The organism is Legionella qingyii, from assembly GCF_003184185.1.
Genome location: NZ_QHJG01000001.1, coordinates 119366 through 132585, shown reverse-complemented (window position 1 = coordinate 132585; position 13220 = coordinate 119366). Strand labels below are relative to the sequence as shown.

The window sequence follows — 13220 nt, the reverse complement described above, 5'->3', positions numbered from 1 at the left end:
GAACAAATTATGGATTCTGATTATGTCTAAGCCATTTATATCACAAATTCATCCCCCTACTTCATTTGCTGAACCCGCATTCTGGTTTATCTTTCATGGCGAAGACATCCTGTTACAGAACAATTACATACCCAAATTTTTTAACATTAACGCGCTTAATCTCGCTATTGAGCGTCAAATTTATTTAGGTACCTATGGAAGTACCCCATGTTTTGCTGTACAGCTTCATAAGGAAGCTGATATCTTACCGCAAGATACAACTTTTCAACATATTCGTAAGGCTCATGAACTTCTAGGTGATGAGGATCTCTTTTTACTTGTTTCCAAAGCAAAGCAACTCTTACATTGGGATAGAAGTACCCAGTTTTGTGGGTATTGCGGCCATCAAACCCAATACAGTACCAAAGAGCGTGCTAAAGTATGTTCCGTATGTAACTCATTAATTTTTCCTCAAATTGCACCTGTTATGCTGGCATTAATTTGGCGTGATGATGAACTCTTGCTTGCACGCTCACCTCATTTCATGCCTGGGATTTACAGCATCTTGGCAGGTTTTGTAGAACCTGGAGAAACGCTTGAACAGACAGTTATGCGCGAAGTAAAAGAAGAAGTAGGCTTAACGATAAAAAATCTGGGCTATTTTTCTTCCCAACCCTGGCCATTTCAAAGTAATTTAATGCTAGGCTTCATTGCCGAATATGACAGTGGCGAAATTCACATCGATGAAACCGAAATTGAAGATGCCCAATGGTTCTCTATAAAAAAACTCCCACAACTCCCCAACCCCATCAGCCTTTCACGCCAGATGATTGATAAATTTTTGGCTATGCAATCCCGCTGATGTCTACAAAACCCACCGAATGATATATGATTGCACAACTCATCAATTAGAAATACGAACTGTGCATTAAATTCAATGAAAACCCATATTGAAATCCTCGATGATCTCGACTTGTTATATGAAAAAAATCAATTACCAACGATTGAATCTTCAGTTGAGCCAAATGGCGGGGTCTTGAACCTTGATAAAGCCCTGGCGGATAATCCAGAATGCTGGGATACCATCGCCATAAATTCCGCGCAACTCGAAAAAAAGACAATCATTCTCAAATGCAGTTTGAACGAAACATCCGAAAATCTCTATCTGAAACAACGGATTATAAAAAAGCTCCTTGATGATAATTTTTCTGTATATGCTCCTACTAAAGACGGTTTAAAAAAAATAGAAGATGTAGAGGAAGTTGATTATATCCATCTCCAATATCGTGAGTTGAATCCATCCGAAGAAGCGGCTGCGTTAAAAAAATTAAATCTCATCGGTGATAGAGTTACTTTTTTGGATGCTCCAAAATTTGATGCACTCTGCACCAAAGTTTTAAGTTCCCCTGATGCATTTTTTAATTTTATCAATTCATTAACATTGTATTTACCTGATCTTTTCAGTGATCTAAATGACACTGAAGTAATTCAACGAGATTTAGTCGGTGCACTCGAATGGTCATTTGATACTCAACCTAATATGGATAGAGATTGGCGGCGAAAATACATCCATTTTGAAAAAGAACTCGAATGTGAGTCTCAAAAAAAACCAATTCCTCAATTTTTACAATCCACTTTATCACCTCATCATCCCACCACCGAACCGGACAAACTTTATTTCTCCTATTTATTAAAAAATCGTCCTGAGATACTAAAAAAACCAACACATATTTCGTTAACAAACAGTACCGTATCTCTATCTTCTTTTCTCAATAAACGCGATGGCTTACACTCGCTGGCTATGGAAAATTGCGAATTGGAGTCATTGTACGAAAATGAGGAACATGAAGAGCCACTCCTAACTACTTCATTAAGATTTTTATTGGCAGAACAGATTAATTTTTCTCCTGAGCGGCTCTCTACATTATTAAACAATTCGCCAAACTTAATATCGCTTTGCCTCATTAATGGAATACTTACAAAGAATTCATCTCTTTCCCTGCACTCTAAAAAAATAGCCAATTTAAAAACGCTTTCCTTAAACAGTGTAAGAACATCAATTCGTCACATAAATGCATTAATTAATGCAACAACCAACTTAACGGAATTGGCGCTAACCAACTTGTTCCTATCCTGGGAAGAGCCTCTGCAAATTAACGCTTCTCTTATTCACTTAAAAGAACTTTCCATCAGCTCCAGTTTCATTTTGGATGATATATACACTCTTGTTAACTCCGCCCCCAATCTGGAAACGTTATTTATTTCTGCATTTGATTGGACAGAGTATGGCGAGCCGCTCATCCAACCTGATAATAAACTCAAATCTTTAAAAAAAGTTATTCTCGGCCAAGGTCAAATAGCTCCCGAGCAGCTCTATAGCCTATTAATCGCGGCACCCAATTTAACTCATCTTGAACTATCATCCTGCTATCTTGATTTTGAATCGATTAATTTTGCATCAAACTCATTGCCAAATTTAAAAAATTTCATTGCCCCAGGAACCAACCTTTCCTCCGCACAACTGCTAAACCTTTTTGCTGCTGCACCAAATTTGAATGAAATTAAAATTGATAATCCCGATGATCTTCTTGCTTTACTGAATCATCTTAAACCTGGTTCGCTTTCATCTTTAAATCACATCACTTTTTGTTTAAATGCTTTGAGTTTTCCACAATTAAATCAATTAATTACAATCGCCCCTAATTTAAAATCAATCTCGTTTCCCTCACCATGGAACAAAAATGATTTAGTTGCGACCCAATGGTTTCAACACAGTTATCCAGACATTGAAATCAACTTATTAGAAATCGCCGCGGAACAAACACACAAATATGAATATACTGATGGTTCTTTATCTCTTGATGGAAATATAGGCGAAACAGATCACATTCCCAACTTGCCTGCGCGCACGATGTTCAAAGCAAAAGAAGGCCCCAACCCTCCCGTTTCGAGTTATCATCTTAATACATTTTATTGGTTTCCTTTCAGTAAAAACTTTAAACCCTACATCCCATTAGAAGAAAATCTGGAATCAGTTCCTGCATCCTTAAAATGCACTACCCAAGAATTAGAAGAACAATTTAACCAGCCAGAAACGGCTAAAAAACTCGCTTATGGTCAAATTACTTTTGAAAAACCTTTAGTGGATCAATGGATTCAGTTACCTGCATTAAGCAATTGCGATAAATTGATCAACTATGCAGCAGAAAACCCTGATTTTGAATTAAAAAGGTGTAACACTTCCGGTTATCATTTCATCAAGTTTAAAAAAAAACTTGAATCCTGCCTTGTTAATTACGTCATTGAACCAGGAAATAACGTTGATTTCACCCTTAAAAACAATGCCCCCAAAGAACATTTAGAATGGATCTCCAAATTATCTTTTGATGTCACAGGAGGGTTAATTAACTGTCCGGAGTATCAAAAACTGCTAATACTTGATGCGACACAACGCATTCAAGCTCTGGCCAAATATTGCCGCTTTGAAGAAGAATCCGCTTCATCAGACATAAAAGGGAATGCAATTGACGTATTGAACTCCTTAATCAAACAACGTGCAGGAGTGTGCAGGCATCGAGCCCAGCTCTTTTCCGCTTTGGCAAACGCATTGCAAATTGAAGCCCGTCTTGTCAGTAACGATGTCCATCAATTCGTGATGGTTCAACACCAGGATATGCATTTTACCTTGGATTTAGGCGGTGGTGTTGCTCATGTGATGGATCTCCCAATACCGCCACTGGCCCAAAAAAAGGACGAAAAAACGACTGAAGAAAAGAAAACTAAAAAAATAACTAGCCCTTTAAAACCAGATAACCGCTTTCAGACTTGGAATAGCGTACCGATTCAAGCCCAAAATGCAGATGAACTTGCAAAAAAACTTACCTCCAAGGATTGGTGTGCAAAGCAATGGCTTATTTTTAAGGACAACCAGGAAATCGAAGCGCTTCATAAGGCATCTTCAGCCTTTAAAAACACATTGTTTTCCCGTGACTTGGACTCTCTGGTTCTCCGTAATTTGCGCGTGGAACACAACAATGACCAACAGGTAGATAGCCCCATAAGTCAATTTTTAAAGAATGCTACGTTAAATCCCAGCGAATCATATACCTGGTTTATTAACTGGTCTGCCCCTAAGGCCCGTCATGTTAGCTTAAACAGCATTATCGACAATGACGACCCTAATCTTTGTGGTCTTTTTATCCCACCTAATGTGCGTGTAGTTGTAGCAATGGATGAGGGCTCTGCGTTTAAGATGGGTGATGATTTTTATTCACGTTTTGATGCCATCAGCCAAGCGCCTGAAGTACCTCCCATAGCATTACCAAACATTAAACTGAATCAACCAGTGGGTGATGATGACATCCTTTTACCTTCATCTTTAAATTGGGAATCTATTTTTCTAGGAAGACATACATTTGATGAGGGAACTTTAGATATTCTTCCCGGCGCACTCTTGAAAGCCGCCAAGAATAAAACCACCAAATTAATTGTGCATAATCCACCATTTGAAGATCCTAAATTTCGTTTCTTAATCACTGAATTGATGGCAAAAAACCGTTTTTTCTTTAATGGAGAGTGGCATGAATTAGCCAAGGACTTTCACTTGGAATTTGCTCAACCTGACTTGAGTACTTATCCCGACGTCATCACTCCTTTGGCCGCTGCGGGGAAAAAAAGAATTGTGAACCAAACAACTCTCCCCCTATTTTCCAATCAATACAAAATTACCGAGAATCATACACTTAAACCACTCCCTGGATTTTTTGCTTTAGACCAATCACTCGAACTACTGGTAACCGATAACTTAACGGAAATTCAATGGTACAGCCTCTTGAAGGAAGCAAAAAAAGCGCAATGTACGCTAACAATCAAGACAACGCCCAAAGTATTTGTTCCAGAGCCATTGAAAAAATCGGTCATTCCTATCGAAGCATTAGAACAGAGCAATCGCCTCATTATTTCTAATGACTTAGATGATGCTGAAGAACATTATAAACCAACAGATGCCATCACGATTAATATTGATCCCAAAACCAATTTTAACAGTTTGTTTTTCCACGTCTCTTTAAAAGACAAATTGTTTAAAGGTGAAGAAACTGAATTACTTAAAGCCATTAAAAAAGGCAACCCAGTAATTCTCAAAGGACAGTTTTCGACAACTTTTGCTCAACAATTACAAACTCTTTTTATTGATCCACCTACCCTTTGGGTCAATGGAGAGGCGGTTTTTGCTCAAAACATCACTTTAATTAGTGATAATGCCACTCCTTTTAAAGCCGTCGATAAGACCTTTCACCTCTATAAACCTGAAGAAGACTTCGCACGATTAAATTCCGAACTGGCGGAACAATTAAAAAGAACCTATCAACGGCTCAAACTAACACCATGCCATAGTCATTTCATTGATTTACCCAACAACACAACACGCCATTCGCAATGGCTTGCGGATTTAATCAGAAACTTGGAATTGAGCATAGGAATCCTTCCTGAGATTGGAGAACCAACCACACCTGAAATGGTGATGAACTATCTGGGTTGTCATTCATTTGTGTTCCTAACCAGTAAAACCGGAACTGGGAAAAGCTATTTTGTCCAAAAAATCTTGACTCAGTATGGAAAGGAACATCAAAAACCCATCACCATTTATCATGAATTGGCCGGAGTAAAAAACTGGCTTGAACATAAAGGTGAGAGTCAACCAATATTATTTATTGATGAAGCCAATTTAAGTCAGGAGCATTATGCTTTGTTTGAGGCGTTTGCGCGTGGCGATAAAGAGTTTTGGTTTGAAGGCACATGTTATCCATTAAAAAATCATAAAATCATCTTTGCTGGAAATCCTACTCATTATGAAGGGCGTTTTGAGCCTAATTTATTTAGACGATTCCCCAACTATTTGCCTTTCGAAGGACAACCTCTTGAAAAAATATTAACCCCGCTACTTGAGCCAAATGTTGACGCAAATGATTTATTAAAGCTCATTGAAGCCTATTATGCCAAAGCACAAGATGCCGGACTCAATATCACGCCTCGTAATGCTCAAATGATGTGTTTGCGCTATTTTATTTTAAAAGAGAATTTACAAACCAAATCCATGACGCATGATTTCTTGATGCGTTATGCTATTTTAAGTGAAATCAAAACATTAAATCTCGATAAAAAGCTGAGCCAACACATTCGCGATGACATACAACAAGGAAAAACCTGGCGCGAACAAAAGAAACAACTCAAAGAAGCATTACAACAACTCCATCCCAAAACTATCGATAATAAATTCATCTGGACTGATTCGCGGAAAAAAGTTGCTTTGAGTATTGAAATGCTGCTGCTTATTCGAGAAAGGAAAATGAGCGGTGAATGGGATCAGGAGCTGGGTATTAACGGGATTATTCTTGAAGCAGGGCCTGGCCTGGGCAAAAGCCGTCTAGTCCATACACTACTCAAAGCAAAAGGAATTGACTACCTTACCATTTCACCAACCAATCCTAAAGAAGTACAAGCAAAACTCCTAGATGCATTTCATAAAGGCCAGGTTGTTTGTATTGAAGAGTTTAATACTCAAATTCATGAGCAACTACTTAATGCTCTGCTTTCAGGCTATGATCTTGAAGGAAATCCGCCTAAAAAACCAGGTTTTTGCCTCATTGGCACTCAAAATCCAACGAAATTTCACGGAAGACTGCCCTTATCTAAAGCGCTCGATAATCGACTCATGCTCACCGAATTAAGTCATTATAACTTTGATGAGTTTATCAAAATTCTGACAGAAAAATTTAAATTACTTGTAGATAAGGCACAAAACATCACTATGGAATATTTTGCAGCCCGTACCTATGCACAAAGCCAACGCTTATTCCCTCCTCCAAACCCACGCAATGTTATGAATGTAGCTGAAGAAGAACAGCACAGACCAGGAGTATCAATGCAGAATCCATAGAACTTCTTTTAATCAAGGGCTACACTTGAGCTATATAGATAAAAACGGAATAATCAAAAATGGACAAATCAAAGTTTTTAAGCAAAGTTCTTGGGATTTATTTGATCCTTGTTAGTTTCGCGATGTTTCTCAATTTGGAGCAGTTTACAATCTACGTCCAAGACTTGCTTAAAAATGCGCCCTTAATGCTCGTACTAGGTTTTTGGACTCTTATTCTTGGGGTACTTATGGTTGTAAGCCATAACATTTGGCAGTGTAACTGGCGACTTTTAATAACCATTATTTGCTGGGTCGTATTGCTAAAAGGGGCAAGCATGATTTTTTATCCTCACTATATTGATTATGCAACTTTTCTCTTTATGCAGAATAAAAATATCGCCTATAGCGCTGCCGGATTTGAGCTGATTTTGGGAATAATCCTTAGTTATCTTGGTTTTAAACGGGTATAACAGCCGATTAATGTATGTTCGCCATTCCTATGGTTTTTGAAGGTTTGTTGGGATAGGCGAGCAGCAGGATATGCCGCTGAACTAATACAACAAGATACTCTGCGCTCAATGAATATTAGTTCTTGTACTGATTTTTAGATAAGTTACATGGCTTGAGCTCATTTTCTAGCACACAAAAATCATTTGCTCTGACTTGATACAACGCGTTCATGGCATTTAAATCATGGGAAGCCGCCGCCAATCCCTTCCCGTCGAATCCAATGCATACCAGTCGCCCGTCGTGCATCATCGCCTTATATATCGCAAAATCAACACCCAACTTAGAACCCTCGCAAAACCAAGACTCTTGCTCGCCATCATTCAACCAATTATAAAATTTTGTTGCCGACGTGGGTTGTTTTACAAAATCAGGTACGGGGAAAAAGGGTGTTTCACTACAGTATTCATAAACTACATGAATCGGCAATAATTGTTGGGCGCTACCAACACCCATTCGCCATTGATTATCCTCACCGCTACTAACATACTCTTGAAGTTGGTTAATGATAGTGCCTTCAAAATCAAAATGCTTTTCTGGCGATTGTGTGATGACTCCATGACGTTCATAGGTCACACCGATTTCTTTTATTCTTTGATATTGTGTCCTTAATACCGCCTTGATTTGTTCACCTTCTGCTGTTTTAGGTAAACAATCAAGCATCTTCGTCCACATATGCTTGTCTAAAGCCCACAAACAATACTCAAAACCACTAATGTTGGTAAACGTTCGGCCTGATAAATCAGTTACTTGCCCCCTGATATACATTAAAGCTGGATTCTTTTGAAGCATCTTTGCTACCGCCGCATGATTTCCACGAACAACATGATGAAGAAATTCTCGAGCCTTGTATAATAGATTTAAGTGCTGATTCGTTTTAAACAAGGTCTCATTCGCTTTTGAGACTTTAGAAAGGTTTATTAAATCTTGGGTTGGTAGAAACTTAGTTACTTCACCCTGTATACCATTGGGTAACTGATTAAAATATTCAAATTGATCGTGCACGGCTTTTCCTGGAGATAATTAGGCATTTGGATTTTATTTGCGCATATAGTTTTTGTAAACACCACCAATGATTTATTTTAACGCAACTTAATTGTAAATCTTGTCATTTCAACCATTTGATCGCTCATCGGATTGGTCTTTAATGAAGCAATTATCAACTGCTCCTAGTCAATTCATAGCTTATTAGGTTAAAGTAATATGTCCGATTATTTTTTCAATTAAGGGAATAGTAATGAAAATTTTAGCAAAATCACTTTTTTGTACTGTCTTTTTGGCCAATATTGCTTTTGCTGATGATCAAATAGCACAATTTAATACGCAAATCCAAAATCAGTTAAAGCAATTACAAGCACAGCAACAGCAACAGACACAACAACTTAACACGCAACTCCAGGCACAAATTCAAAAAGTACAAAATGATTTACAGCAACAAATACAAACACTAAATAGCCAACTGCAAAATCAGATAAAAACAGTACAAAGTCAATTGCAGACCCAAATACAAACTGTGAACACACAAGTGCAACAATTAGCAGGGAAGCAAGTTCAACCTGTAACAGTACCTGCTCCCCAAAAATAGTCAAAATCCATTCCCGCAAACGCGGGAATCCTTCTTAGTGACGTCTGTTTGTCCTCTTTTTTTATTATCTCATAAATCACTTGATTTCTTTTTAGGCAAAAATCCATTAAGAGTATATAATTAAAATTGAACTGGCTTCGAGTAATAAGTTAATTCATTAGCTAGTCCAGAGAGGGGAATGAGTGAGGGAACATGGCAAGACGTAAACTAGATTACAAAGAGGTGGCCGAGGCTGCGGAACGAGTTAAAAGGCAAGGCCGAGAACCATCGCTTATTAATGTATGCGAAGAATTAGGAATAATTACACCCACTTCTAACCTATCCATCCTTCTTGAACGATGGTATCACACCCAACCCGAATTTCAGCGTTCTGTTAAAGCGCCGCTTTCAGAAAATATTAATGTAAAAACTCATGATATTCTTGAAAAGAATGTAGAGCTGGAAAAATCTTTATCCCTATTGCGTGCCACACTTGAATCAACTGCTGACGGCATTATGATGGTAAACGGCAAAGGACAAGTGGTTGATTGGAATCAAAAATTCGTAGAGATGTGGCGTATACCTTCCCATATGTTGGAATCAGGTACTGAAAGTATTGGTTTTGAATATATTTTGCAACAACTAAGTAACCCCGAAGCAGTGATTGCTGATGTAAAATATCTTTATGAAAATCCAGAGTGGCAAGGAGAACTACCTGTTTTGCATTTTAAAGATGGTCGAATTTTTGAGCGATTTACCCAACCGCAACGAATAGGCGCTGAGATCGTTGGCAGAGTATACAGTTTCAGGGATATAACCCAAAAATTGCTCGAAGAAGATGAACTTCGTATTCGAGAACGAGCCATTGAGGCGAGTACACATGGCGTTGCGATTCTTGATATTTCTAAACCCGACTTGCCAATTATTTATGTTAATAAAGCATTTGAACGCATTACAGGCTATAGCGAAAGACAAATATTAGGACAGAATCTATCCTTTTTACATGGTAGTAAAGTGGAGCATGTGAATCATAAACGGATTACTTTAGCGATTAAGGAATTACGTGAAGAAACAGTAGAGTTAGAAAGTTATCGACGCAGTGGTGAAGTTTTTTGGTGTGAAGTGAGTGTAGCGCCAGTCAGAGATTCATTTGATAACGTTAAGCATTATGTCTGCATCCTTAACGATGTCACCCAACGCCGTGAGATGGAACAACAATTAATTCAACAAGCAACTCATGATTCGCTCACCGAGTTACCCAATAGAGTTTTATTAATCGACCGTGTGGATCAAGCAATTTTACTGGCCAAGAAAAAAGGCTCCATGTTGGGTTTCTTATTCCTCGATCTGGATCACTTCAAAATGACAAACGATACTTTGGGCCATAGCATTGGCGACAGACTGTTGCAAGCCGTATCCAACCGCTTGCTGATTGCTACTGACGATTTTGATACCGTTTGCCGCTTAGGTGGGGACGAGTTTGTGGTTTTGTTACAGGACGTTGCTACTGAGCTGCAAGCACAACAAAAAGCAGAAGAAATACTTACCTCTATAGCTAAACCGATTCAGATTGATCAACATAATTTAAAAATCACTGGCAGTATAGGCATTAGTTATTACCCTAAGGATGGCGATGATTATGAATCGTTAATGAAATGTGCTGATTTATCGATGTATCATGCTAAAGATAGCGGTCGTAATACGTATCGTACCTATGATAAAGAAATGAATATGCGCATCATTAATCGTATGCAACTGGACAATGCATTGCGTGACTCACTTAAGCGCCATGAGTTTCATCTGGTGTATCAACCCTTTGTTAATTTGGCTACGAATAAAATTATTGGCTTTGAGGCATTATTACGTTGGCATAGCCATATTTTAGGAGATGTTCCTCCTAATGAATTTATAGGCATGGCCGAGGAAAATGGCTTAATTCTTGATATTGGCATGTGGGTTTTGCGAGAAGCATGCAGTCAACTTGTACGTTGGCATCGTCAAGGTTATAACCAATTAACTGTAGCAGTAAATATTTCCGGCCGACAATTCCGTCTGGCTCATTTATCGGAGGTCATTGAAAACATTCTTCTTGAAACGGGTTTACCTGCCAAATTTCTGGAATTGGAACTCACAGAAAGCCTGCTTATTGATAACGTAAAACATGCTGTGGAAACCATGTATGCGTTGAAAGACATGGGGACAAAACTAGCTATAGATGATTTTGGTACTGGCTATTCGAGTTTAGCTTATCTCAAGCAGTTTCCTGTAGATAAATTAAAAATCGATCGCTCATTTATCAGTGAGTTAGTCAATCGAGAAAATGATGCAGCAATCACAAGAGCAATCATTAATTTAGGCCATAGCTTAAATTTACAGGTATTAGCCGAAGGAGTTGAAACTGATTTACAACGTGAATTTATCATGCAACATGGTTGTGACTATGCTCAGGGCTATTATTTTGCAATGCCTCAAAAAGCAGAAGACTTAAAAGATTTTATTCGCCAACACATTTAAATTTTTATAACGCCATTAGCAATTCTTTACTGTACTGGGAATGACTTATGGGATTATAAATTTTCCTACTATTTTTTCTGATATCTCTCAAATCGGTACGATTCTTGCTGGTAAAAATTACGCTGTAATTTTGAGTATTTTTTATGGTGAATTGATTATTAATGGATAAGCAGTCGTAGTAATTGTCGTCGGAAGTGAATATCAGTACGGGCGAGGATACTTTATGCCCACCGGATTAAAACAATATGTTCACTTAAGACTGCAATCGTCCCAAGGAGACTGGAATGAAAGAAGTAACCATTATTGGTTCGGGTTTGGCGGGAACCTTGCTTGCCCTCTATTTGGCCAAAAGAGGCTATAAACTTGAATTATTTGATGCACGCCCCGATGTACGACTCATGCATGCAGATGATGGGCGTTCAATTAACCTGGCTTTATCATGCCGTGGCATTACTGGCATGGAAGGGGTAGGGATCATGCCACTGGTGAAAAAACTCATGGTTCCCATGCGGGCTCGTGCGATTCATGAGATTCAAGGACAAATTAAATTTCAATCGTTTGGCCGACATCATGATGAATACATTAATGCAATTCTAAGAAATGAACTCAATAAATTATTGCTTTCTGAGGTAGAGAAATTTCCCAAGATAAAACTCAACTTCAATACGAAACTCATTGACGTGGATGTTGAGAATAAAATGGCTATGTTTGAATTACCTAATGGCGCCTTTTTAAAACAAAACTATGAACTGCTTATTGGTGCTGATGGTGCTGGTTCCTGTGTTCGTGAGCACCTGCAGGCGAAGCATTTGGTACATGCATCGCGTACTTTCTTACCTTATGGATATAAAGAGCTATCTATTGGAGTGCCTGGCCAAAATCACCTTAATCACGAACATTTACACCTCTGGCCTAGGGAAGCCTTTTTATTATTAGGCAATCCTAATCTTGATCAATCGATTACAGGGTCCCTATTCTTACCGCATGAAGGAAAAAACAGCTTTGCTGAATTGGATAATGAATTGAAAATTAATGCTTTTTTCAAAGAATCATTCCCAGATGCTTATGTCGATATGCCTCATGTAGTTGAAGAATTTACGCAACATCCTACAGGTAATATGAGTACTATTAAATGTGACCCATGGTATTACCAAGATCAATGCCTCCTAATAGGAGATGCGGCTCACGGTGTTGTTCCTTTTTTTGGCCAGGGAATGAATAGTGCGTTTGAAGACTGTCGTATTTTGAATAAGCTTCTGGATCAATATCATGATGATTGGCAGGAAGTAATGCCCGCATTTTATCGTTCAAGGAAAATAAATACTGATGCGGTCGCACAAATGTCTATGGATAACTTTCATGAAATTCAAATTGACATCAGAGACAAAAGATTTAACTTAAAAAAACAATTGGAACATGAATTAATGCATCGCTATCCAGAACATTATGTTTCAAAACATGTTTTGGTGATGTTTACGAATACCCCTTATGCACAAGCGCAAGCGCATGGGGAATTACAAGCGGAATTTTTAAATGAACTATGCGATAAAGTGGAGCGAATTGAAGAGATTGATTGGGATAAAGTAGAGAAAAAGTTAAAACAATATGACAAAAAATTGGCATAATTGATTTGAATTTTAAAATATGTAAAAAATTCAAGGGACTGCTTTGCCAAAATTTTGACATATAGATTGTTATTTATTCATATAAATGACAGAAGCAAGTTGCCTTTTATTTAAA

The 13220-nt window shown here is 38.1% G+C and carries 7 protein-coding genes; 6 read left to right on the top strand and 1 reads right to left on the bottom strand.

Annotated features, from left to right (window positions below; genetic code table 11):
* Positions 1–22: 22 nt before the first annotated feature.
* The 3 genes from nudC to DGG96_RS00485 all read left to right on the top strand — a co-directional run bounded on the left by nudC (position 23) and on the right by DGG96_RS00485 (position 7365).
* Entirely contained in the window at positions 23–841 is an 819-nt protein-coding gene (gene nudC, locus DGG96_RS00495) for an NAD(+) diphosphatase (RefSeq protein WP_110141062.1), read from the top strand.
* 75 nt (positions 842–916) lie between these two features.
* Positions 917–6916, top strand: coding sequence for a transglutaminase domain-containing protein (locus tag DGG96_RS00490; RefSeq protein WP_110141061.1), 6000 nt, complete (start codon positions 917–919; stop codon positions 6914–6916).
* A gap of 59 nt (positions 6917–6975) precedes the next feature.
* Entirely contained in the window at positions 6976–7365 is a 390-nt protein-coding gene (locus tag DGG96_RS00485) for a hypothetical protein (RefSeq protein WP_110141060.1), read from the top strand.
* Between the two features lie 115 nt (positions 7366–7480).
* Here DGG96_RS00485 and DGG96_RS00480 read toward each other — a convergent pair whose 3' ends face one another.
* Positions 7481–8407, bottom strand: coding sequence for an F-box protein (locus DGG96_RS00480; protein WP_110141059.1), 927 nt, complete (start codon positions 8405–8407; stop codon positions 7481–7483).
* Positions 8408–8639: 232 nt separating this feature from the next.
* Between DGG96_RS00480 and DGG96_RS00475 the strand changes: the two genes are divergently transcribed.
* The 3 genes from DGG96_RS00475 (at position 8640) to DGG96_RS00465 (ending at position 13105) form a co-directional block, all read left to right on the top strand.
* The gene (locus DGG96_RS00475; protein ID WP_110141058.1) at positions 8640–8987 is read left to right on the top strand and encodes a hypothetical protein; all 348 of its coding nucleotides are present in this window, start codon (positions 8640–8642) and stop codon (positions 8985–8987) included.
* A gap of 192 nt (positions 8988–9179) precedes the next feature.
* A complete protein-coding gene (locus tag DGG96_RS00470; RefSeq protein WP_110141057.1) occupies positions 9180–11480 on the top strand; it encodes a bifunctional diguanylate cyclase/phosphodiesterase in 2301 nt (766 codons plus the stop codon).
* 284 nt (positions 11481–11764) lie between these two features.
* On the top strand, positions 11765–13105 hold the full coding sequence (locus DGG96_RS00465) for an FAD-dependent oxidoreductase (protein ID WP_110141056.1): 1341 nt from the start codon (positions 11765–11767) through the stop codon (positions 13103–13105).
* The last annotated feature ends 115 nt before the right edge of the window (positions 13106–13220 follow it).

What these genes read in the sequence shown, in the direction of transcription:
- nudC (WP_110141062.1), top strand. Translation starts at nt 23, where the DNA reads ATGTCTAAGCCATTTATATCACAAATTCATCCCCCTACTTCATTTGCT.
- DGG96_RS00490 (WP_110141061.1), top strand. Translation starts at nt 917, where the DNA reads ATGAAAACCCATATTGAAATCCTCGATGATCTCGACTTGTTATATGAA.
- DGG96_RS00485 (WP_110141060.1), top strand. Translation starts at nt 6,976, where the DNA reads ATGGACAAATCAAAGTTTTTAAGCAAAGTTCTTGGGATTTATTTGATC.
- DGG96_RS00475 (WP_110141058.1), top strand. Translation starts at nt 8,640, where the DNA reads ATGAAAATTTTAGCAAAATCACTTTTTTGTACTGTCTTTTTGGCCAAT.
- DGG96_RS00470 (WP_110141057.1), top strand. Translation starts at nt 9,180, where the DNA reads ATGGCAAGACGTAAACTAGATTACAAAGAGGTGGCCGAGGCTGCGGAA.
- DGG96_RS00465 (WP_110141056.1), top strand. Translation starts at nt 11,765, where the DNA reads ATGAAAGAAGTAACCATTATTGGTTCGGGTTTGGCGGGAACCTTGCTT.